Annotated in this window: 17 protein-coding genes, 22 tRNA genes and 3 rRNA genes; 35 read left to right on the top strand and 7 right to left on the bottom strand. The window is 41.4% G+C overall.

Annotated features, from left to right (window positions below; all coding sequences use genetic code 11):
- Window positions 1-66 precede the first annotated feature (66 nt).
- Window positions 67-606: a superoxide dismutase family protein gene (locus NSS97_RS24885; RefSeq protein ID WP_341114282.1), complete on the top strand. Its 540-nt coding sequence runs from the start codon at window positions 67-69 to the stop codon at window positions 604-606.
- Between the two features lie 118 nt (window positions 607-724).
- Here the strand turns inward: NSS97_RS24885 and NSS97_RS24880 are convergent, their stop codons facing one another.
- Complete coding sequence (locus tag NSS97_RS24880) at window positions 725-1876, bottom strand: MalY/PatB family protein (RefSeq protein WP_341114281.1); 1152 nt, start codon at window positions 1874-1876, stop codon at window positions 725-727.
- 117 nt (window positions 1877-1993) lie between these two features.
- Between NSS97_RS24880 and NSS97_RS24875 the strand changes: the two genes are divergently transcribed.
- On the top strand, window positions 1994-2245 hold the full coding sequence (locus tag NSS97_RS24875; RefSeq protein WP_107887284.1) for a DUF1871 family protein: 252 nt from the start codon (window positions 1994-1996) through the stop codon (window positions 2243-2245).
- A gap of 65 nt (window positions 2246-2310) precedes the next feature.
- Here the strand turns inward: NSS97_RS24875 and NSS97_RS24870 are convergent, their stop codons facing one another.
- Both NSS97_RS24870 and NSS97_RS24865 read right to left on the bottom strand, forming a co-directional pair.
- Window positions 2311-3150: an alpha/beta fold hydrolase gene (locus NSS97_RS24870; protein WP_002034539.1), complete on the bottom strand. Its 840-nt coding sequence runs from the start codon at window positions 3148-3150 to the stop codon at window positions 2311-2313.
- Window positions 3151-3410: 260 nt separating this feature from the next.
- Window positions 3411-4403 (bottom strand): 2-hydroxyacid dehydrogenase, encoded by a 993-nt coding sequence (locus tag NSS97_RS24865; RefSeq protein ID WP_002015852.1) that lies wholly within the window; start codon window positions 4401-4403, stop codon window positions 3411-3413.
- A gap of 118 nt (window positions 4404-4521) precedes the next feature.
- Between NSS97_RS24865 and NSS97_RS24860 the strand changes: the two genes are divergently transcribed.
- From NSS97_RS24860 to yugI, 3 genes are all read left to right on the top strand, one after another.
- Window positions 4522-5019, top strand: coding sequence for an Lrp/AsnC family transcriptional regulator (locus NSS97_RS24860; RefSeq protein WP_002067952.1), 498 nt, complete (start codon window positions 4522-4524; stop codon window positions 5017-5019).
- Entirely contained in the window at window positions 5016-6206 is a 1191-nt protein-coding gene (locus tag NSS97_RS24855; protein ID WP_002129685.1) for an aminotransferase, read from the top strand. Before NSS97_RS24860 ends, NSS97_RS24855 begins: the two co-directional genes overlap by 4 nt.
- Window positions 6207-6458: 252 nt before the next feature.
- Complete coding sequence (gene yugI, locus NSS97_RS24850) at window positions 6459-6803, top strand: S1 domain-containing post-transcriptional regulator GSP13 (RefSeq protein WP_002015848.1); 345 nt, start codon at window positions 6459-6461, stop codon at window positions 6801-6803.
- 112 nt (window positions 6804-6915) lie between these two features.
- Here the strand turns inward: yugI and NSS97_RS24845 are convergent, their stop codons facing one another.
- Entirely contained in the window at window positions 6916-7149 is a 234-nt protein-coding gene (locus tag NSS97_RS24845) for a DUF378 domain-containing protein (RefSeq protein ID WP_002034535.1), read from the bottom strand.
- Window positions 7150-7430: 281 nt separating this feature from the next.
- On the opposite strand from NSS97_RS24845, the gene NSS97_RS24840 reads away from it, so the two are divergent.
- Window positions 7431-8783, top strand: coding sequence for a glucose-6-phosphate isomerase (locus tag NSS97_RS24840; RefSeq protein ID WP_002015845.1), 1353 nt, complete (start codon window positions 7431-7433; stop codon window positions 8781-8783).
- 108 nt (window positions 8784-8891) lie between these two features.
- On the top strand, window positions 8892-9305 hold the full coding sequence (locus tag NSS97_RS24835) for a YugN-like family protein (protein ID WP_002131278.1): 414 nt from the start codon (window positions 8892-8894) through the stop codon (window positions 9303-9305).
- On the opposite strand, the gene NSS97_RS24830 is transcribed toward NSS97_RS24835, so the two are convergent.
- Both NSS97_RS24830 and NSS97_RS24825 read right to left on the bottom strand, forming a co-directional pair.
- Window positions 9292-10287: a potassium channel family protein gene (locus NSS97_RS24830; protein ID WP_044439075.1), complete on the bottom strand. Its 996-nt coding sequence runs from the start codon at window positions 10285-10287 to the stop codon at window positions 9292-9294. The genes NSS97_RS24835 and NSS97_RS24830 overlap by 14 nt on opposite strands.
- Before the next feature lie 95 nt (window positions 10288-10382).
- Entirely contained in the window at window positions 10383-11066 is a 684-nt protein-coding gene (locus NSS97_RS24825) for an MgtC/SapB family protein (RefSeq protein WP_002143579.1), read from the bottom strand.
- A 549-nt stretch (window positions 11067-11615) separates the two neighbouring features.
- Here NSS97_RS24825 and NSS97_RS24820 point away from each other — a divergent pair.
- From NSS97_RS24820 to NSS97_RS24695, 26 genes are all read left to right on the top strand, one after another.
- Window positions 11616-13167, top strand: a 16S ribosomal RNA gene (locus tag NSS97_RS24820).
- Between the two features lie 146 nt (window positions 13168-13313).
- Window positions 13314-16235 (top strand): 23S ribosomal RNA (locus NSS97_RS24815).
- A gap of 101 nt (window positions 16236-16336) precedes the next feature.
- Window positions 16337-16452: ribosomal RNA gene (gene rrf / locus NSS97_RS24810) — 5S ribosomal RNA — on the top strand.
- The 16S, 23S and 5S rRNA genes sit together here with 22 tRNA genes alongside, the layout of an rRNA operon.
- A 5-nt stretch (window positions 16453-16457) precedes the next feature.
- Window positions 16458-16533: transfer RNA gene (locus NSS97_RS24805), tRNA-Val, on the top strand.
- A 4-nt stretch (window positions 16534-16537) separates the two neighbouring features.
- Window positions 16538-16613 (top strand) — tRNA-Thr (locus tag NSS97_RS24800).
- A 10-nt stretch (window positions 16614-16623) separates the two neighbouring features.
- A tRNA-His gene (locus tag NSS97_RS24795) sits at window positions 16624-16699 on the top strand.
- A 24-nt stretch (window positions 16700-16723) separates the two neighbouring features.
- Window positions 16724-16804, top strand: a tRNA-Leu gene (locus tag NSS97_RS24790).
- 29 nt (window positions 16805-16833) lie between these two features.
- Window positions 16834-16908 (top strand) — tRNA-Gly (locus tag NSS97_RS24785).
- Window positions 16909-16924: 16 nt separating this feature from the next.
- Window positions 16925-17013: transfer RNA gene (locus NSS97_RS24780), tRNA-Leu, on the top strand.
- Window positions 17014-17016: 3 nt separating this feature from the next.
- A tRNA-Arg gene (locus tag NSS97_RS24775) sits at window positions 17017-17090 on the top strand.
- A gap of 11 nt (window positions 17091-17101) precedes the next feature.
- Window positions 17102-17175, top strand: a tRNA-Pro gene (locus NSS97_RS24770).
- 14 nt (window positions 17176-17189) lie between these two features.
- Window positions 17190-17262: transfer RNA gene (locus NSS97_RS24765), tRNA-Ala, on the top strand.
- 20 nt (window positions 17263-17282) lie between these two features.
- Window positions 17283-17359, top strand: a tRNA-Met gene (locus NSS97_RS24760).
- 4 nt (window positions 17360-17363) lie between these two features.
- Window positions 17364-17440 (top strand) — tRNA-Ile (locus tag NSS97_RS24755).
- A gap of 17 nt (window positions 17441-17457) precedes the next feature.
- A tRNA-Ser gene (locus NSS97_RS24750) sits at window positions 17458-17550 on the top strand.
- Between the two features lie 27 nt (window positions 17551-17577).
- Window positions 17578-17654: transfer RNA gene (locus tag NSS97_RS24745), tRNA-Met, on the top strand.
- Between the two features lie 3 nt (window positions 17655-17657).
- Window positions 17658-17733 (top strand) — tRNA-Asp (locus NSS97_RS24740).
- Window positions 17734-17747: 14 nt separating this feature from the next.
- A tRNA-Phe gene (locus tag NSS97_RS24735) sits at window positions 17748-17823 on the top strand.
- A gap of 14 nt (window positions 17824-17837) precedes the next feature.
- Window positions 17838-17913 (top strand) — tRNA-Thr (locus NSS97_RS24730).
- Window positions 17914-17923: 10 nt separating this feature from the next.
- Window positions 17924-17999 (top strand) — tRNA-Lys (locus NSS97_RS24725).
- Window positions 18000-18012: 13 nt separating this feature from the next.
- Window positions 18013-18083, top strand: a tRNA-Gly gene (locus tag NSS97_RS24720).
- Between the two features lie 6 nt (window positions 18084-18089).
- Window positions 18090-18166 (top strand) — tRNA-Ile (locus NSS97_RS24715).
- Window positions 18167-18173: 7 nt separating this feature from the next.
- Window positions 18174-18248, top strand: a tRNA-Asn gene (locus NSS97_RS24710).
- A gap of 6 nt (window positions 18249-18254) precedes the next feature.
- Window positions 18255-18345: transfer RNA gene (locus NSS97_RS24705), tRNA-Ser, on the top strand.
- A 6-nt stretch (window positions 18346-18351) separates the two neighbouring features.
- Window positions 18352-18423 (top strand) — tRNA-Glu (locus NSS97_RS24700).
- 135 nt (window positions 18424-18558) lie between these two features.
- Window positions 18559-18714: a hypothetical protein gene (locus tag NSS97_RS24695; protein WP_165927673.1), complete on the top strand. Its 156-nt coding sequence runs from the start codon at window positions 18559-18561 to the stop codon at window positions 18712-18714.
- Window positions 18715-18744: 30 nt separating this feature from the next.
- On the opposite strand, the gene NSS97_RS24690 is transcribed toward NSS97_RS24695, so the two are convergent.
- Window positions 18745-19968: an MFS transporter gene (locus tag NSS97_RS24690; RefSeq protein WP_002192379.1), complete on the bottom strand. Its 1224-nt coding sequence runs from the start codon at window positions 19966-19968 to the stop codon at window positions 18745-18747.
- A gap of 323 nt (window positions 19969-20291) precedes the next feature.
- On the opposite strand from NSS97_RS24690, the gene NSS97_RS24685 reads away from it, so the two are divergent.
- Window positions 20292-20891, top strand: coding sequence for a TetR/AcrR family transcriptional regulator (locus NSS97_RS24685; RefSeq protein WP_113734309.1), 600 nt, complete (start codon window positions 20292-20294; stop codon window positions 20889-20891).
- Window positions 20892-21345: 454 nt separating this feature from the next.
- Window positions 21346-22290: an L-lactate dehydrogenase gene (locus NSS97_RS24680; protein ID WP_002089250.1), complete on the top strand. Its 945-nt coding sequence runs from the start codon at window positions 21346-21348 to the stop codon at window positions 22288-22290.
- Window positions 22291-22321: the final 31 nt, after the last annotated feature.

Raw genomic sequence — 22321 nt, 5'->3', positions numbered from 1 at the left:
CATTTTTGTATGTTTCCCTCTATGCTCGGACAATCTAAGGGCAGAAAGCATTTTGGAGGGAATTGAATGAAAAGACGGCTTTTTTTCAGTTGTTGTTTATTATTTCTAATGGCGGGTTGTGACCAAGGGAAGCCGAAAGAAATTGATGTGAAATTACATAATGCTTCAGGTGATGAAGTTGGGACTGCAAAAGTAGTTCAGCAAACAAGTGGAGTGAAAATTACGATTAAAGCGGAAGGCTTTACACCAGGACCACACGGGATACATGTGCATGAAATCGGAGAATGTAAAGCGCCACGTTTCGAATCATCTGGGAATCATTTTAATCCGGATAATAAAAAACATGGGCTCTTGAATCCGAAAGGTGCGGAAAATGGTGATTTACCGAACGTAGTTGCAGACGGTCCGGGAAAGATTAAAGCAGAAATCGATGCTCCGCATATAACGCTTGAAGAAGGAAAAACGACGATTCATAGAAAAGATGGAGCGTCTATTATTATTACAGAAAACGCTGATGATGGTATGACACAACCAACGGGTAAATCTGGTGGCCGAATTGCTTGCGGTGTTATCGTAAAAAAAGTGTCGGATATGAAGAAAAAATAGAAGCTACCGTGAATGGTAGCTTTTGTTGTGAAACCGCCTGATAGTAAGTGGAATTATATCGATTTACCAAAAAAAGGAGGTTATCCCAAAATCATTTTGGGATAGCCTCCTTTTTTTGTTATGAGAATGTATGGTGTAGTCTGTTTAAAATTTCTTCTAAAACAGATCTAGGACAGCCAATGTTAATTCGGATATAGGCTTCTCCACCTGTTCCGTATTTCTCACCAGGCTCAACGATGATTTTACCTTTCTCTTCAAGCAATGCTGTTCGTTCATCTTGAGAAAGATCCAAGTGGGAACAATCAATCCACAGTAAAAAACTACCTTCTGGTTTAATTACAGAAAGAGCTGGTATGTGATTTTGAATATACTCACAAGCAAATTGAGCGTTATCTTCAACATACAATCGAATTTCATTTAGCCAATCATTACATTCTGTATAGGCACTTTGCATTGCTGTATAAGCAAATGTATTTAATCCGTGGAATCCTTGTCTATATTGGATAGACATAAAGGCATTACGGAGATTTTCATTCGGAATAATAATGATCGATGCTTGTAATCCAGCGATATTAAATGTTTTGCTCGGAGCCATACAAGTAATAGTGCGTGCTGCTAATTCTTCAGATAAAGAAGCAAACGGTGTATGAGTATGGCCTCTATAAATAATATCGGCGTGAATTTCATCCGCGACAACGGTTACATTATATTGCGTACATAACGTACCGAGTTTTGTTAGCTCCTCTTTCGTCCAAACGCGCCCGATAGGATTGTGAGGGCTGCAAAGAAGCATTAGTTTTACACCTTGTTTAAATTGAGTTTCTAGATGCTTGAAGTCTATCTTATATATGCCATTTTGTTTAAATAAGGGACTCTCACATAATTGTCTATTATTTGTTTTGACCATTTCAAAAAATGGTGGATAAATAGGAGGTTGTACGAGTACTGCTTCTCCTTCTTTCGTTATAGCTTGTATGCTCGTACTAAGAGCTGGAACGATACCTGCGCTAAATACAATCCATTCTTTTTGTATTTCCCAATTGTATTGGCTTTTCGTCCAATTACAAATGATATCCCCAATATTTTCAGGAGGAAGTGTATAGCCGAAAATAGGATGTTCTGTGCGTTTTTGTAATGCAGTTTGAATTGGTTTTGGTACTTCAAAATCCATATCGGCAATCCAAGCGTGGATGAGTTCTTCATTTTTATATGTATCCCATTTTGTACTATGCGTTCCGCGACGATTTACCGTTTTATGAAATAGTTGCATATGTTTGCTCCTTTCTTCTGTCAAACTGTTAAGTTATGAAAATTCTCACTCTTCTTATAGAATAGCTGATGTGATACGATAAAGAAAAGCATTAAAAAGTGAAAAGGCGGGAAGCAGATGGGTGCATATGACAAAATGGTTGAGGTTGTGAAAAATTGGGATCCGTTTCAAATGGGACCGGAGTTTTATGAAACAGAAGCGAGCGATGTTGTAAACGTCGTAAGTGTGTTTGATGATCCGAAATACATCGCAAAGAAGATTCAACATATATACTTTATGTCTTTTGAAGAAGTACCTGCACTTGAAAAATGCGAAAAATTAGCAGTAGAGTTACTCGTACTAAAAGAAGGCGGAAGTTGTTCGTTATAGGCTGTCGGAATTTACGACAGCCTTTTTGTTTATTTTCATTTGTACTGATTGATTAAAGCTTCACTTTATTGCGTCGCAAACGTAATAATTTCTTCATAAACATGATCGGGCTTTTCTTCAGGTAGTAAGTGCCCTGTATTTTCGTAAGAAATGAAAGTTGAATTAGGTAGGTCCTTATGGAGACGGTGTCCTACATGTACAGGGACGACGCGATCTTTTTCACCCCAAATGAGTAATACTGGGGTTTCGATTTTTTGTAATTCAGTTGAAGATAAGTCACCTTCACGGTCTCTTATCATTCGAGTTAAAGCAGGGAATATACGATCATCATAAAAAGGAGCAGCATAGCCTTCCATCATTTCATTGTCAATTAATGAATGGTCATGAACGACATTCATTAAGTTATGGACGATGCCCCTTCGAATAATCCAGTTCTTCACGTATAAGTGGAAGAACGGTAAATAAGAGGAGTACAGTAAAGGTAAGTTTGCGCGTGCTAAATAACTAGAGCTACATAGTAAAATCGTCTTTGAAATTAATTCAGGGCGTAAACGGTTTACAAAGAGTGAAATTTGTCCGCCCATAGAATGGCCAACTAATACAATATTCGAGAGAGATAAATGTTCGATTAAATCGATAATAATAGCTGCTAAATTGTGATAAGAATATTTAAAGAGATGAGATTTATCACTTTTTCCGAATGGTGGTAAATCAAGGGCAATTACTGTACCTTCCTTTGTTAGTAAAGGAATGAGTCGTCGATAGCTAAATGAGGAAGAGAGGAAGCCGTGAACGAGTACGAAAGTAGGTCGTTCTTTTTTAGTATTATGTTCATACAATTCGTAATGAATAGTAGTCCCGCGAGTGGAAAAAGTGAAGTAAGGGCATTTGCATTCATGGTTCATTTTTTGTCACTCCATTGATTTTTGTTCATATCATCTCCCGGCAAGAAACAAAATATGTTAACAAAAAAAGGCAAGATGACATCGTCATCTTGACTTTCGCTTATTTATCCCGCATTAACGGGCAGTAGACTCCCACCTCAAAATTCGGCGAATGCGAGGAAGTTAGGTGGGAGATAACTGCCCGTAAAAGCCCGATTGGTTCAACTAATAATCAGTGGGGGATGGACAAAACCCCCACTGATTAAAGTTTCACTTTATAATTACCCACGCACAATATTAGGTGGTGTTTTTCCTTGTAATCCTGCTACTAAATTTTCAGCAGCTGTCATTGCCATTTGCTGTCGAGTTTTTAATGTTGCAGATCCGATGTGCGGTAAAGTTACAACGTTTTGTAATGATAAGAGCGGATTCTCTTTTTGAATCGGCTCTTGTGTAAATGTGTCGATGCCGGCTGCAAATATTTTCTTTTCTGTTAACGCATGAATTAATGCAGTTTCATCTACTGTTTTCCCGCGAGAAGCATTAATGAATATTGCTGTTTCTTTCATTAGTGAAAATTCCTTTTCACCGATAAGATGATACGTTTCATCTGTTAATGGAGTAAGAAGAATAATAAAATCAGATTGTTTGATTAAAGTTTGTAAATCACAATATGTAGCATCAAATTTTTGCTCAGCTTCTTCTTTACGGCGACGGTTATAGTAAAGGACATTCATATCAAAGCCGAATTTCGCTCGTTTTGCGACAGCTTCTCCAATTCGTCCCATTCCGATAATACCAATCGTACTATGATGTACATCTAGTCCGAAGTGTTCTTTTCCAATTTCAGCGTTCCATTCACCATTTTTTACATAGGAATTGAGTTCGCAAACACGGCGACCAGCAGATAACATAAGAGCGAAAACGAGATCGGCTACTGTATCATCTAACACATATGGAGTATTCGTTCCGATAACATTTTGTTTTTCCATCGCTTTTAAATCAAAGTTATCATGGCCAACAGAAATGTTACTTACTACTTTTAAATTAGGAGCAACCTGCAATAACTCTTCATTTATAGTAGATCCGAAATTTAATAACCCATCTTTATCTTTTATTTTTTCTAATAGAACATCACGAGGTACTTTCTCGTTTTGATCCCATTTTTCAAAATCACAGTGTTCTGATAAATAGTTTTCTACAAATGTTGGAACTGGTTCGGCAATATATACTTTTGGTTTCACGGTTCCATCCCCTTTCGCTTTATCACGCATTTTTCCGCTGATTAAAGTTTCACTTTATTTTGACATAATTCTCAAAAAAAATCTTCTTTTCAAATTGGAAAGAGTATTTGTATAATTTAGACAGAAACTGAAAGGAAGGATGATTTATATGGTGACAGAGAAAGAATTGGAATTATTAGCTTGTCTTGAAAAGAATAGTCGTTTATCTGTAGATACATTAGCGAAGTTGTTAAATATAGAAGTAGAAGAAGTGAAAAAAATGGTTACGAAATTAGAAAGTGAAAAGATTATCGTGGACTATGTAACACATATCGATTGGACAAAAGTGAAAGAACATACTGGTTTAACGGCGATGATTGATGTGAAAGTTACACCGAAGCGTGGTGTCGGTTTTGATGCAGTAGCTGAACAAATTTATCGCTATTCAGAAGTGAAATCCGTTTATTTAATGTCTGGGACATATGACCTTTCTATTACATTAGAAGGAAAGACGATGGGAGAAGTAGCGATGTTTGTTTCTGAGAAATTAGCAACAATTGAATCTGTCGTTTCAACGACAACTCATTTTATTTTGAAGAAGTATAAACATGAGGGGATTATTTATGAAAAGACAGATGATGATAAGAGAATTGTGGTGACACCGTGAAGCAATTTGACCTATCTAGAGTAGCAGAATCTTTACAACCGTCCGGTATACGAAAGTTTTTTGATTTAGCGGCAAGTATGAAAGGTGTTATTTCACTTGGAGTGGGAGAGCCGGACTTTGTTACACCTTGGAATGTAAGGCAAGCATGTATTCGTTCTTTAGAACAAGGATATACGTCATATACAGCAAATGCAGGATTATTGGAGCTCCGTCAAGAAATAGCAAAGTATCTAAAAAAACAATTTGCAGTATCTTATGATCCGAATGATGAAATCATTGTTACAGTTGGAGCGAGTCAAGCGCTAGATGTAGCGATGCGTGCTATTGTAAACCCTGATGATGAAATACTTATTATTGAACCAAGTTTCGTTTCGTATGCACCGCTTGTTACGTTAGCGGGCGGGGTCCCAGTTCCAGTGGCGACTTCATTAGAAGATGAATTTAAAGTACAGCCAGATCAAATTGAAGCAGCTATTACAACGAAAACAAAGGCAATATTACTTTGTTCTCCCAATAACCCAACAGGCGCAATGTTAAATAAATCCGAATTAGAAAAGCTAGCTGTTATTGTTGAGAAGTATAATTTAATCGTGTTATCGGATGAAATTTATGCAGAGCTCGTATACGACGAAGCATATACGAGTTTCGCGAGTATTAAAAATATGCGTGACCATACGATTTTAATTTCAGGGTTTTCAAAAGGGTTTGCCATGACGGGATGGCGTCTTGGGATGATTGCAGCCCCTGTTCAATTTTCAGAATTAATGCTCAAAATCCACCAGTATTCAATGATGTGTGCACCGACGATGTCTCAATTTGCAGCGCTTGAAGCATTACGCGGGGGAAATGATGAAGTAATTCGAATGAGAGATAGCTATAAAAAACGTCGTAACTTTATGACGACATCTTTCAATGAAATGGGCTTAACATGTCATGTGCCAGGCGGGGCATTTTATGTCTTCCCTTCTATAGCTTCAACTGGACTATCTTCAGCAGAATTTGCAGAACAATTATTATTAGAAGAAAAAGTGGCTGTTGTTCCTGGAAATGTGTTTGGCGGGAGTGGTGAAGGATTTATTCGTTGTTCGTATGCAACATCGCTTGAGCAACTTATGGAAGCAATGAAGAGAATGGAACGGTTCATAGAGAATAAAAAAAGGACAAAACACAATACGTTTTGTCCATAAAAGGGGGGGAATACTAGAAAGCCATGTGTTAGTATTCTATCCTAATATTGGAGAATTATACGTATTATAGGAAATTTTTTCGTGAATTTTGAATGAGTTCTATCAAAGTGGTATAATTTACTAATATAAGGTGGAAGTATCCTCGGTGTTTTACTTAGGATACTTACCACTAATCGGATATTTAACAATAAATACATCTGCTTTGCTATTTACAATTGTAGAGAAAATGGTAAACGTATGGGAGTGTTTCACATGTCAGAACAATATACAACGGGAGTGGTTGTAACAGGGAAAGTAACTGGAATTCAAGATTACGGTGCATTTGTAGCTTTGGATGCAGAAACACAAGGACTTGTGCATATATCTGAAATCACAAATGGGTATGTAAAAGACATTCATGACTTTTTAAAGGTCGGAGATACAGTAGAAGTAAAAGTACTTTCAATTGATGAAGAACACAGAAAAATGAGTTTATCGTTAAAAGCGGCGAAAAGAAAGCAAGGACGAATTCTTATACCGAATCCATCAGAGAACGGATTTAATACACTGCGAGAAAAGCTAGCAGAATGGATTGAAGAGTCGGAGGTAATAAAGTAAAAGAGGAACGCATATGAGCGTTCCTCTTTTACTGTGACTTATGATATATATATTTGCAAATATGATTGCATGCAATCATATTCGTATGTCGGAGGCGAAAAAGACATACTGACTATTGAATTTCATGTGTTTCTGGGTGAGTACCAAGATTCTCGGATGGTTTAAATAGTAAGCCGAGATTGATAAGCCCAGAAATACCAACGATGCCGTAAATAATACGTGCAAGAGCTGAGTTCTGTCCCCCGAAAATAGCCGCTACTAAGTCAAACTGGAAGAACCCGATCAGTCCCCAGTTAACAGCGCCGATTACAGTGAAGACTAATGCGATACGTTGCAAGGTACTCATGAAAAGCCCCCCTTAATGTGAAGCGTGAGCAAGCAAGGAGTTAATAAGAAAATTTAACTCCTTTATAGAATGGTATAGTTTTGTTGTTTTTATACATGAAAAATGTACGAAAAACGATGTATATACATCTATACCGAAAAATTCGAATTTTTATGCAAAAAATGAACTTTTTCTAAAAAATAAATAATGGTTACGTTTACAATTGTTGAATCGCTTGATTTACAACTTTAGTTTCGCTAAAGTGAATACAGAAATACATATACATAATTGGAGGGAAAAAGATGAGTACACATGTAACGTTCGACTATTCTAAAGCGTTATCCTTCATCGGTGAAAATGAACTAACTTATTTACGTGATGCAGTAAAAGTAACACATCATGCAATCCACGAAAAAACTGGAGCTGGGAACGATTTCCTTGGGTGGGTAGAGCTTCCGCTTCAATATGACAAAGAAGAATTCGCTCGCATTCAAAAATGCGCAGAAAAAATTAAAAATGACTCTGACATCTTACTTGTTGTAGGTATTGGTGGTTCTTACCTAGGAGCACGCGCAGCAATTGAAATGTTAAACCATTCTTTCTATAACACGCTTTCTAAAGAACAACGTAAAACTCCACAAGTGCTATTTGTTGGACAAAACATTAGCTCCACTTACATGAAAGATTTAATGGACGTACTAGAAGGTAAAGACTTTTCTATTAACGTTATTTCCAAATCAGGTACAACAACAGAGCCTGCAATCGCATTCCGTATTTTCCGTAAATTATTAGAAGAAAAGTATGGAAAAGAAGAAGCACGCAAACGTATTTATGCGACTACAGATAAAGCGCGCGGTGCTTTAAAAACATTATCTGATAATGAAGGCTACGAAACGTTCGTTATTCCAGATGATGTTGGCGGTCGTTTCTCTGTATTAACACCAGTAGGTTTATTGCCAATCGCTGTAAGTGGCCTAAACATTGAAGAGATGATGAAAGGTGCAGCTGCTGGTCATAATGATTTCGCGAAATCAGAACTTGAAGAAAACCCAGCTTACCAATACGCAGTAGTTCGTAATGCTCTATATAATAAAGGGAAAACAATTGAAATGCTTGTTAACTATGAGCCAGCACTTCACTACTTCTCTGAGTGGTGGAAACAGTTATTTGGTGAAAGTGAAGGAAAAGATCAAAAAGGTATTTTCCCATCTTCAGCAAACTTCTCAACTGACTTACACTCATTAGGTCAATACATTCAAGAAGGTCGTCGTGACCTATTCGAAACAGTTCTTAAAGTAGGTAAATCTACACACGAACTAAAAATCGAATTAGACGACAACGATTTAGATGGATTAAACTACCTTGCTGGTGAAACGATAGACTTCGTAAACACAAAAGCATACGAAGGTACATTACTTGCACATAGCGATGGCGGAGTACCAAACTTAATCGTAAACATCCCTGAATTAAATGAGTACACATTCGGTTACCTTGTGTACTTCTTCGAAAAAGCATGTGCGATGAGCGGCTACCTATTAGGCGTAAATCCATTTGACCAACCAGGAGTAGAAGCATACAAGAAAAACATGTTTGCTTTACTTGGGAAACCAGGATTTGAAGAATTAAAAGCAGAATTAGAAGAGCGTTTAAAATAATGAAAAGCGATCGGGTCTCCGGTCGCTTTTTATTATTTTATTGAAAGGTACATCGGTATATTCAAACTAGAATGGGTATGCTAAAGGAAAAGTCTAGGAGGGATGGGCTTGATTCCGATTCAATCAAAATTAGAAGGATGTACATATGCGTTATATAAGTTAGAAGAGGTTATGAAACCACTTGGATATAGTATTGGCGGTAATTGGGATTATGATAAAGGATGCTTTGATTATAAAATCGACGAAGAAGAAGGGTATCAATTTTTACGCGTACCATTTACAGCGGTGGATGGGGAACTAGATGTGCCTGGTGTAATAGTCCGTCTTGAAACACCGTATATTCTTTCGCACGTATATCAAGACGAACTAGATGATAATGTTAATGCTTTAACAGCTGGAACGAGTGGATTGGATCAATTTGCGGAGCCGCAAGATCCAGATGGAGATGTGAAAAGAAAGTATGTCAATATTGGTAAAGTATTGGTACAAGAACTAGAAAATCATTTTTTTAATGGTGAATAACGATGAGTATGTCGCTTTCGATGAGAATGAAAGAATGAACTGGATTGATCATATATTGTTCGTCGCGCTTTACACCTAGTAAGAGAATGTTTTGCTTTAAAAGAGTATAGCTACAATTTGCAAAGGATTGTCCGGTGCAGGACGGGGGAATCTCCATCAGTTGTAATTTGTTATCAGAGATTTCATCGTAAAGTGAGAATAGTACACCTGAAATGGAAGGGAATAAAAGAGAAGCGGTAAATACATAGCTCGTTAATTTATTTCCTTCTATAATTTCTGATACGCCAGCTCTCGTTGCATTTTGGATTTGTTCAGAAGTAAGAAGTTCAGCGATGCAGTGAATGTTTGGATTAAGTCCTTTTGCAGTTAAAATATTTAAAATGGACTGTGTATCTGCTAAGCTTTCGTTCTTCTCTTTATCCGCTGTTATTAATATAGTGTGAGCTGTTGTAATGTTAGCTTTTAATAAAGTTTGATCGTGATGCGGACAACCTTTTATAAATTCTAAATGATGAAATGGCTTTGGAAGTAAAGAAAGTGTTTCATCAATTAAAACGATATCAAGGTCCGGTTGTAATATGTGCATTTGTTTTACAACATGTTTTGCACGCTCATTCCAGCCAACGATAATCATATGACCATTAGAGGTAGCAGCTGCTTCACCCTTAATTCTCATATATTGTTTATTAATCATGTCGGTAGCGAATAGAACCATATAATAAGAACAAAATCCCGTTCCTAATAAAATAATACATATACCAATAAGTTTTCCTATCGTTGTATGGGGGGCGAAATCGCCGTATCCAACGGTGAAAATGGTAACGATTGACCACCAAACCCCGTCGAACCATGTGGTGAAGTGAGATGGCTCTAATATATGTATAAGAAAGCCGGAGAAGGCAGTAAGTACAATAATAAAACAAATTAAACGGAAAATAATGGAATCACGAAATGTATCTACTAAATTCGGACGGGATTTCAAGTTCCTATTCCTCCTTACTTTTCAGGACTACATTCATTGTTACCATTATAGAAAAAAGAAAAACTCTCTAATTAAAAAGAGAGTTCATTTCATAATTAATACATACTTTCAACTTCAGTTTGTTGAACACTTTCAAGATGCTGAAGAGCATAATAAACATCAGCAGTATGTCTTTTTTGATCGATAGACAATTTTAAATGTAAATAGTGCGAACCATTTTCCAATGTTTTGAGCTTCATGTTCTTAACTTTTATATCCATTTCTTTTATTTCTTCAATTACGGTCGGGATATTGTCCATATTTCGTACAACGAGTCTCACTGCGATATCACGTTGGCGAAATGATCTAGGACCGACGTATTTCATCGCTAATGGTATAAGTTCTACACTAATCATAAGGAAACACATTCCGAAAATAGCCTCGATATAGAAACCAGCTCCAACGGCAATGCCGATGCCAGAAGCACCCCAAATCATAGCGGCGGTCGTTAACCCCGCAATACTATCGTTTCCTCTGCGTAAAATTACACCGGCACCTAAAAAACCAATTCCTGATACAATTTGAGCGGCAAGTCGAAGTGGATCCATATTCATATGATCGGTATGTGGTAAGTTGTAAGCTGCTTTAATAGAAACAATAGTTAGGAGGCAACTAATAATAGAAATAACTAAACACGTTTTTAAGCCGAGTGGTTTACGTTTTAATTCGCGCTCTAAACCGATAGCGAATCCTAAAATAGCCGAGAGACCTAGTTTTATTAATAAGTCGGTGTAGTCCATGTATATTCCTCCTTGTATGATATGGTATATGAATAAAACGTTTATCCCACATTAACGGGCAGTCAGCCCCGCCTCAAAATTCGCCGAATGCGAGAAAGTTAGGTGGGAGACGACTGCCCGTAAATGCCCGATTGGTGAAGGCTAATAATCAGTGGGGGATGAACACCCCACTGATTAAAGTTTCACTTTATATAGAAAGAAACGTTTTTTGACAGAGTGACTTTCTATAGAATATATGTAGGAATTACTTAGAAATGAAAGAGATGTTTCGTTTAAGTATATGATATTAAAAAAGAAATGTAGTTGGTTTCAAAAAAGTTTTCAAAAGGTGTTGCATTTCATTTTTTCACATGATATATTAATAAACGTCGCTGATGCAGAAACGCAGAAAACGACAAAAAAGAAATTGAAAAACATAGTTGACATCGAAAAATGAAGATGTTAATATGATGAAGTCGCTTCTGAAGCGGCAGATAAGTTCTTTGAAAACTGAACGAAACAAACAACGTGAACGTCAATTTTTATTTTTAGATGCTAGACAAACTAACTTTATTGGAGAGTTTGATCCTGGCTCAGGATGAACGCTGGCGGCGTGCCTAATACATGCAAGTCGAGCGAATGGATTAAGAGCTTGCTCTTATGAAGTTAGCGGCGGACGGGTGAGTAACACGTGGGTAACCTACCCATAAGACTGGGATAACTCCGGGAAACCGGGGCTAATACCGGATAATATTTTGAACTGCATAGTTCGAAATTGAAAGGCGGCTTCGGCTGTCACTTATGGATGGACCCGCGTCGCATTAGCTAGTTGGTGAGGTAACGGCTCACCAAGGCGACGATGCGTAGCCGACCTGAGAGGGTGATCGGCCACACTGGGACTGAGACACGGCCCAGACTCCTACGGGAGGCAGCAGTAGGGAATCTTCCGCAATGGACGAAAGTCTGACGGAGCAACGCCGCGTGAGTGATGAAGGCTTTCGGGTCGTAAAACTCTGTTGTTAGGGAAGAACAAGTGCTAGTTGAATAAGCTGGCACCTTGACGGTACCTAACCAGAAAGCCACGGCTAACTACGTGCCAGCAGCCGCGGTAATACGTAGGTGGCAAGCGTTATCCGGAATTATTGGGCGTAAAGCGCGCGCAGGTGGTTTCTTAAGTCTGATGTGAAAGCCCACGGCTCAACCGTGGAGGGTCATTGGAAACTGGGAGACTTGAGTGCAGAAGAGGAAAGTGGAATTCCATGTGTAGCGGTGAAATGCGTAGAGATATGGAGGAACACCAGTGGCGAAGGCGACTTTCTGGTCTGTAACTGACACTGAGGCGCGAAAGCGTGGGGAGCAAACAGGATTAGATACCCTGGTAGTCCACGCCGTAAACGATGAGTGCTAAGTGTTAGAGGGTTTCCGCCCTTTAGTGCTGAAGTTAACGCATTAAGCACTCCGCCTGGGGAGTACGGCCGCAAGGCTGAAACTCAAAGGAATTGACGGGGGCCCGCACAAGCGGTGGAGCATGTGGTTTAATTCGAAGCAACGCGAAGAACCTTACCAGGTCTTGACATCCTCTGAAAACTCTAGAGATAGAGCTTCTCCTTCGGGAGCAGAGTGACAGGTGGTGCATGGTTGTCGTCAGCTCGTGTCGTGAGATGTTGGGTTAAGTCCCGCAACGAGCGCAACCCTTGATCTTAGTTGCCATCATTAAGTTGGGCACTCTAAGGTGACTGCCGGTGACAAACCGGAGGAAGGTGGGGATGACGTCAAATCATCATGCCCCTTATGACCTGGGCTACACACGTGCTACAATGGACGGTACAAAGAGCTGCAAGACCGCGAGGTGGAGCTAATCTCATAAAACCGTTCTCAGTTCGGATTGTAGGCTGCAACTCGCCTACATGAAGCTGGAATCGCTAGTAATCGCGGATCAGCATGCCGCGGTGAATACGTTCCCGGGCCTTGTACACACCGCCCGTCACACCACGAGAGTTTGTAACACCCGAAGTCGGTGGGGTAACCTTTATGGAGCCAGCCGCCTAAGGTGGGACAGATGATTGGGGTGAAGTCGTAACAAGGTAGCCGTATCGGAAGGTGCGGCTGGATCACCTCCTTTCTATGGAGAATTGATGAACGCAGTTCATCAATAAACGTTGACTTGTTTTGTTTCGTTCAGTTTTGAGAGAACTATCTCTCAAGTTTAAATGTATGTTCTTTGAAAACTAGATAACAGTGTAGCTCATATTTTTTTAATTTTAGTTTGGTTAAGTTAGAAAGGGCGCACGGTGGATGCCTTGACACTAGGAGTCGATGAAGGACGGGACTAACGCCGATATGCTTCGGGGAGCTGTAAGTAAGCTTTGATCCGAAGATTTCCGAATGGGGAAACCCACTATACGTAATGGTATGGTATCCTTACCTGAATACATAGGGTATGGAAGACAGACCCAGGGAACTGAAACATCTAAGTACCTGGAGGAAGAGAAAGCAAATGCGATTTCCTGAGTAGCGGCGAGCGAAACGGAATCTAGCCCAAACCAAGAGGCTTGCCTCTTGGGGTTGTAGGACATTCTATACGGAGTTACAAAGGAACGAGGTAGACGAAGCGACCTGGAAAGGTCCGTCACAGAGGGTAATAACCCCGTAGTCGAAACTTCGTTCTCTCTTGAATGTATCCTGAGTACGGCGGAACACGTGAAATTCCGTCGGAATCTGGGAGGACCATCTCCCAAGGCTAAATACTCCCTAGTGATCGATAGTGAACCAGTACCGTGAGGGAAAGGTGAAAAGCACCCCGGAAGGGGAGTGAAAGAGATCCTGAAACCGTGTGCCTACAAATAGTCAGAGCCCGTTAATGGGTGATGGCGTGCCTTTTGTAGAATGAACCGGCGAGTTACGATCCCGTGCGAGGTTAAGCTGAAGAGGCGGAGCCGCAGCGAAAGCGAGTCTGAATAGGGCGTTTAGTACGTGGTCGTAGACCCGAAACCAGGTGATCTACCCATGTCCAGGGTGAAGTTCAGGTAACACTGAATGGAGGCCCGAACCCACGCACGTTGAAAAGTGCGGGGATGAGGTGTGGGTAGCGGAGAAATTCCAATCGAACCTGGAGATAGCTGGTTCTCCCCGAAATAGCTTTAGGGCTAGCCTTAAGTGTAAGAGTCTTGGAGGTAGAGCACTGATTGAACTAGGGGTCCTCATCGGATTACCGAATTCAGTCAAACTCCGAATGCCAATGACTTATCCTTAGGAGTCAGACTGCGAGTGATAAGATCCGTAGTCAAGAGGGAAACAGCCCAGATCGCCAGCTAAGGTCCCAAAGTGTGTATTAAGTGGAAAAGGATGTGGAGTTGCTTAGACAACTAGGATGTTGGCTCAGAAGCAGCCACCATTTAAAGAGTGCGTAATAGCTCACTAGTCGAGTGACTCTGCGCCGAAAATGTACCGGGGCTAAATACACCACCGAAGCTGCGAATTGATACCAATGGTATCAGTGGTAGGGGAGCGTTCTAAGTGCAGTGAAGTCAGACCGGAAGGACTGGTGGAGCGCTTAGAAGTGAGAATGCCGGTATGAGTAGCGAAAGACGGGTGAGAATCCCGTCCACCGAATGCCTAAGGTTTCCTGAGGAAGGCTCGTCCGCTCAGGGTTAGTCAGGACCTAAGCCGAGGCCGACAGGCGTAGGCGATGGACAACAGGTTGATATTCCTGTACCACCTCTTTATCGTTTGAGCAATGGAGGGACGCAGAAGGATAGAAGAAGCGTGCGATTGGTTGTGCACGTCCAAGCAGTTAGGCTGATAAGTAGGCAAATCCGCTTATCGTGAAGGCTGAGCTGTGATGGGGAAGCTCCTTATGGAGCGAAGTCTTTGATTCCCCGCTGCCAAGAAAAGCTTCTAGCGAGATAAAAGGTGCCTGTACCGCAAACCGACACAGGTAGGCGAGGAGAGAATCCTAAGGTGTGCGAGAGAACTCTGGTTAAGGAACTCGGCAAAATGACCCCGTAACTTCGGGAGAAGGGGTGCTTTCTTAACGGAAAGCCGCAGTGAATAGGCCCAAGCGACTGTTTAGCAAAAACACAGGTCTCTGCGAAGCCGTAAGGCGAAGTATAGGGGCTGACACCTGCCCGGTGCTGGAAGGTTAAGGAGAGGGGTTAGCGTAAGCGAAGCTCTGAACTGAAGCCCCAGTAAACGGCGGCCGTAACTATAACGGTCCTAAGGTAGCGAAATTCCTTGTCGGGTAAGTTCCGACCCGCACGAAAGGTGTAACGATTTGGGCACTGTCTCAACCAGAGACTCGGTGAAATTATAGTACCTGTGAAGATGCAGGTTACCCGCGACAGGACGGAAAGACCCCGTGGAGCTTTACTGTAGCCTGATATTGAATTTTGGTACAGTTTGTACAGGATAGGCGGGAGCCATTGAAACCGGAGCGCTAGCTTCGGTGGAGGCGCTGGTGGGATACCGCCCTGACTGTATTGAAATTCTAACCTACGGGTCTCATCGACCCGGGAGACAGTGTCAGGTGGGCAGTTTGACTGGGGCGGTCGCCTCCTAAAGTGTAACGGAGGCGCCCAAAGGTTCCCTCAGAATGGTTGGAAATCATTCGTAGAGTGCAAAGGCATAAGGGAGCTTGACTGCGAGACCTACAAGTCGAGCAGGGACGAAAGTCGGGCTTAGTGATCCGGTGGTTCCGCATGGAAGGGCCATCGCTCAACGGATAAAAGCTACCCCGGGGATAACAGGCTTATCTCCCCCAAGAGTCCACATCGACGGGGAGGTTTGGCACCTCGATGTCGGCTCATCGCATCCTGGGGCTGTAGTCGGTCCCAAGGGTTGGGCTGTTCGCCCATTAAAGCGGTACGCGAGCTGGGTTCAGAACGTCGTGAGACAGTTCGGTCCCTATCCGTCGTGGGCGCAGGAAATTTGAGAGGAGCTGTCCTTAGTACGAGAGGACCGGGATGGACGCACCGCTGGTGTACCAGTTGTTCTGCCAAGGGCATAGCTGGGTAGCTATGTGCGGAAGGGATAAGTGCTGAAAGCATCTAAGCATGAAGCCCCCCTCAAGATGAGATTTCCCATAGCGTAAGCTAGTAAGATCCCTGAAAGATGATCAGGTTGATAGGTTCGAGGTGGAAGCATGGTGACATGTGGAGCTGACGAATACTAATAGATCGAGGACTTAACCATATAATATGAAGCAATGTTATCTAGTTTTGAAAGAATATAAAAAACTTGTTGACTTTAAATGTCGAATAAGTTATGATAATTCTTGTCTTAAATGAATACAGTCTGGTAATGATGGCAGAGAGGTCACACCCGTTCCCATACCGAACACGGAAGTTAAGCTCTCTAGCGCCGATGGTAGTTGGGACCTTGTCCCTGTGAGAGTAGGACGTTGCCAGGCAATTCGGAGGATTAGCTCAGCTGGGAGAGCACCTGCCTTACAAGCAGGGGGTCGGCGGTTCGATCCCGTCATCCTCCACCATTTAGCCGACTTAGCTCAATTGGTAGAGCAACTGACTTGTAATCAGTAGGTTGGGGGTTCAAGTCCTCTAGTCGGCACCAGAAAATCATGGCGGTTGTGGCGAAGTGGTTAACGCACCGGATTGTGGCTCCGGCATTCGTGGGTTCAATTCCCATCAGTCGCCCCATTTTTTCTTTTTAAATTATAATATGCGGGTGTGGCGGAATTGGCAGACGCACTAGACTTAGGATCTAGCGCCTTTGGCGTGGGGGTTCGACTCCCTTCACCCGCACTTTTAATAAAATAACTCAAACATGTCTTGCGGAAGTAGTTCAGTGGTAGAATACAACCTTGCCAAGGTTGGGGTCGCGGGTTCGAATCCCGTCTTCCGCTCCAATTTTCAGTATGACATGCCGGGGTGGCGGAACAGGCAGACGCACAGGACTTAAAATCCTGCGGTGGGTGACCACCGTGCGGGTTCGACCCCCGCCCTCGGCACCATATGCGCCCGTAGCTCAATTGGATAGAGCGTTTGACTACGGATCAAGAGGTTAGGGGTTCGACTCCTCTCGGGCGCGTTTTTTATTAACGGGAAGTGGCTCAGCTTGGTAGAGCACCTGGTTTGGGACCAGGGGGTCGCAGGTTCAAATCCTGTCTTCCCGATATTTTCAAAATATGGGGCCTTAGCTCAGCTGGGAGAGCGCCTGCCTTGCACGCAGGAGGTCAGCGGTTCGATCCCGCTAGGCTCCACTTATTTGAATATAACTTATGGCGGTGTAGCTCAGCTGGCTAGAGCGTACGGTTCATACCCGTGAGGTCGGGGGTTCGATCCCCTCCGCCGCTACCATAAAGGACCTTTAGCTCAGCTGGTTAGAGCAGACGGCTCATAACCGTCCGGTCGTAGGTTCGAGTCCTACAAGGTCCACCACTCAAAGTTCATATCTCGGAGGTATACCCAAGTTCGGCTGAAGGGATCGGTCTTGAAAACCGACAGGCGGCGAGAGTCGCGCGGGGGTTCGAATCCCTCTACCTCCTCCATTTTTTCTAAATTAAATATTATATCATCGCGGGGTGGAGCAGTACGGTAGCTCGTCGGGCTCATAACCCGAAGGTCGCAGGTTCAAATCCTGTCCCCGCAACCAAATGGTCCCGTGGTGTAGTGGTTAACATGCCTGCCTGTCACGCAGGAGATCGCCGGTTCGACCCCGGTCGGGACCGCCATTTTTTTACATAAAGGCTCGGTAGCTCAGTCGGTAGAGCAGAGGACTGAAAATCCTCGTGTCGGCGGTTCGATTCCGTCCCGAGCCACCATTTTGAAATCGCAAGCCGGCTTAGCTCAATTGGTAGAGCAACTGACTTGTAATCAGTAGGTTGGGGGTTCAAGTCCTCTAGCCGGCACCACTTTCAAAATGAGCCATTAGCTCAGTTGGTAGAGCATCTGACTTTTAATCAGAGGGTCGAAGGTTCGAATCCTTCATGGCTCACCATTTTTAATTTAATGCGGGTGTAGTTTAGTGGTAAAACAAGAGCCTTCCAAGCTCTGGTCGAGAGTTCGATTCTCTTCACCCGCTTTTTATGGGCCTATAGCTCAGCTGGTTAGAGCGCACGCCTGATAAGCGTGAGGTCGATGGTTCGAGTCCATTTAGGCCCACCATAATTATTCCGCAGTAGCTCAGTGGTAGAGCTATCGGCTGTTAACCGATCGGTCGTAGGTTCGAGTCCTACCTGCGGAGCCATATTATAGAGAAGTACCCAAGTGGCTCAAGGGGCTCCCCTGCTAAGGGAGTAGATCGCGAACGCGGTGCGAGGGTTCGAATCCCTTCTTCTCTGCCAGATTTTGGCCCGTTGGTCAAGTGGTTAAGACACCGCCCTTTCACGGCGGTAACACGGGTTCGAATCCCGTACGGGTCATACTAAAAGAGATAGCATAATCTGCTATCTCTTTTTTGTTGTATAAAAGTGGACTTTTCATAGTCTGCTTTTTTTTATAGATTTTTGTATACTTTTTTCTATTTGAACCGTCTAACTAATAGAAAGGAGAGAGCGATGGGGTATGAAAAGGTCATTATAGAAACATCAAAAAGTATTTATAGATATTTGCTTAAAATTGGAGTAACACCAGCAGAAGCAGAGGATATCGTTCAAGATACGATACAAAAAAGTTATATTAATTTAAATGGGATTACCTCTTTTTATACATAAGAAGAGGTAATCCCATTTTTTGAATATGTTTTAACTCTCCGCTGAATGCCCATCCGGTTTCATAACAGCATGACTATATGCGGAGTGGAGAGTTTTGTATCCTAAAAGTGCAATAGTTAAGGCAAGGCCTCCTGCAATAATAGCCACACTAAATCCTGCGCGAGCTCCAAAAGTATCAATAACTAAACCAGCTACCGCTGATCCTAGAGAGACTCCAATACCAAGTCCTGTAATTGCCCAGGTCATTCCTTCGGTTATTTTTGATTCAGGTACGATTTTTTCCACCAGTCCCATAGTAATAATCATAGTAGGGGCAACAGATAAGCCTGCAAAGAAAACAATAACTACTAGCCAAGCAATAGTGTTTACGAAAACTAGTGGCAGCATTGTTACCATTGATAGTGTGACTGCTATTAAAAATTGATTATATGGTGGAGTACTGAGTTTAAGAGTGCCGAAAATAAGACCTGCCAGGCATGAACCGATTGCATAGACGGAAAGGACAAAGCTAGCAGCTACTGTGTTTCCTTGATGCTCAGCAAAAGCCACACTAACTACATCTATTGTGCCAAATATAGTACCTATAGCGATGAGTGTGAATACAAGCACTCGTAATGTATCAATTTTAAATACTGTTCCTTTGTTTGTAATGTCGTGGGGATGTACATGTGGTTCTGTGCTTTTTTGCATGGTAAATAGGCATACCCCGATTGTAAGAAAAACACATGATAAAAGTGGTCCTGCTTCTGGGAAGAACATAACACTTAAACTGACGGATAATACAGGACCAATGATGAAGCAAAGCTCATCGACGACCGATTCGAAGGAAAATGCTGTATGCAATTTATGAGATCCACGGTATAGTTTAGTCCAACGTGCACGTACCATGGCCGACATGTTTGGCATACAACCCGCACATAAGGCGGATAGAAATAGCGTCCAATAAGGAGCCTCATATTTCGTACATAGAAGTAAGAGAATCGTAAAGAAAACACTGATACCTGTAGTCGGAAGAAGTATACGAGATTGCCCTAATTGATCAGCCATACGAGAAATATGAGGAGCTAGTAAAGCTGATGATAATGTGAAGGTGGCTGCAACGGCTCCGGCAAGCCAATAGTCACCACGTAACTGAGATAACATTGTAACAATACCAATCCCCATCATTGATATGGGCATCCGAGCTATAAAGCCTGCTAATGAGAATCCTTTTGTACCAGAAGCACTGAAAATCTCACGGTAGGAATTAAACATAATAATCACCAAAGTATTTGACGTTTACATATACATTCTTCATTCTTGTAACTCCTCCTCTGTGTCGTTAATACCTTCTATAAAAAGGGACAGTGAGTCAATTTAGGGTATAAGTAAGAAGTTATATTATCTTGTAAGCTAGAAAAAATTGACATACGCACCGTATGCCAATATCATATTAACATACGGTGCGTATGTCAATTGAAATGTTTTATCTCTGGATGGAGAGCTAACGTTAAAAGGAGTTATTCTTTTATATAGAGAACGATACTATAATGGGATTCATTTTGAATAAAGAGAATGAATAGAAGTAGGAGGAAAAGATGGTTAAAAAAACAAGAGCAGAAATGATCATTGAAACACGCGCTAAATTGCTGAGTGCAGCAAGAGAGGCTTTCGGTACAGTTGGATATGTAAACACATCTATGGATGATTTTACTGCATCTGTCGGTTTAACGCGTGGTGCAATTTATCATCATTTTGGCGATAAAAAAGGATTGCTAGAAGCAGTTGTAAAAGAAATTGATATGGAAATGGATAATAAATTACGGAAAGTATCAGATGAGGCGGAAGGAAATTGGGAAGGATTTGTTGGGCGCTGTCGAGCTTATTTAACAATGGCACTTAATCCAGAAATTCAGCGAATCGTACTTCGAGATGCACCGGCAGTATTAGGAAATAGTTATTATCAATCATCACAGTCGCAATGTTTAACGACGATGGCGGAGATACTTCAACAATTAATGAAGGACTCTATTATTGAAAAGACGGACTGTGAAGCTTTAGCAAGATTCATAAATGGCGGACTAGTGGACCTTGCTTGTTGGATTGCGAATTCTGAAGATGCAGAGATGCAGTTGTCTAAAGCTTTGCATAGCCTATCACTTATATTGGATGGTTTATTACTAGAAAAGAATGCGTAATTTTAACGGATATTTTTTAATATATAGTAATGGTTAAAAGGGAGGTGATAAAGTATAGGCTAATTCATTTATTTCACAGTATTCTATATAAGCTAATTGACGTCCATCTTGTTAGGGTATGATGTGATCAGTCAGTTTAATCTTATAATGTGATTACATTTTTTGTGAATATTAGGATAGAAAGTAAATTTAGTTACAGTGAGTAATCGAATCATACATTTTTATTCACAATCTAAAGAAAACACCTAATTTGGTATGGATTCCACACCTATTCCATCAACTTTACACTCTATGTGAAAAAGTTCACAAATAGGTCATAATTTGTGAAGGAATTCACAATAATCCGTGCTACAATATGAATGTAAAGAAGTTAAACAACATTAAATTAGTATTTTAATTAATTACTTAAACAATAATAAAAAATAGATGTAAACAATTGGAAGGGGAAATTACCATGAAAAAAGGTATCAATCGTGTAGTATTAGTAGGAACAGGAGCTGTAGGTTGTAGTTACGCTTACTCAATGATCAACCAAGGTGTAGCTGAAGAATTCGTACTAGTAGATGTTAATGAAGCAAAAGCAGAAGGAGAAGCAATGGACTTAAGCCATGCGGTACCATTCTCTCCAGCACCAACAAAAGTTTGGAGCGGTAGCTATGCAGATTGTAAAGATGCAGATTTAGTAGTTATCACTGCTGGATTACCACAAAAGCCAGGCGAAACTCGTTTAGACTTAGTTGAGAAAAATACAAAGATCTTTAAACAAATCGTTCGCGGTATTATGGATAGCGGATTCGATGGAATCTTCTTAATTGCAACTAACCCAGTTGATATTTTAACTTACGTAACTTGGAAAGAATCTGGTTTACCGAAAGAGCGCGTAATCGGTTCTGGTACTACTTTAGACTCTGCTCGTTTCCGTTACATGTTAGGTGACTACTTAGATGTAGATCCACGTAACGTTCATGCTTACATCGTTGGTGAGCACGGTGACACTGAACTTCCAGTATGGAGCCACGCTACTGTAGGTGTACAAAAACTAGAAACAATCTTAGCGAACAACGAACAGTATAACCAAGAAGATTTAGATAAAATCTTTGAAAATGTACGCGATGCAGCTTACCACATTATTGAACGTAAAGGCGCAACTTACTACGGAATCGGTATGTCACTACTTCGTGTAACTAAAGCGATCTTAAGCAACGAGAACAGCGTATTAACTGTATCTGCATACCTTGAAGGTCAATATGGTGAGAAAGATGCTTACGTAGGTGTTCCAGCTGTTATTAACCGCGAAGGTGTACGTGAAATCGTAGAACTTGAATTAAACGAAGAAGAAAAAGTGAAGTTCGCTCATTCTGTAAAAGTATTAAAAGAAACAATGGCACCAGTACTATAATAACTGCTAATAATTCAGAGGCGGGAAACTG

The sequence above is a fragment of the Bacillus sp. FSL R12-0074 genome, assembly GCF_038005725.1.
GTDB lineage: Bacteria > Bacillota > Bacilli > Bacillales > Bacillaceae_G > Bacillus_A > Bacillus_A mycoides.
This window is presented reverse-complemented; position numbering and strand designations above follow the sequence as displayed.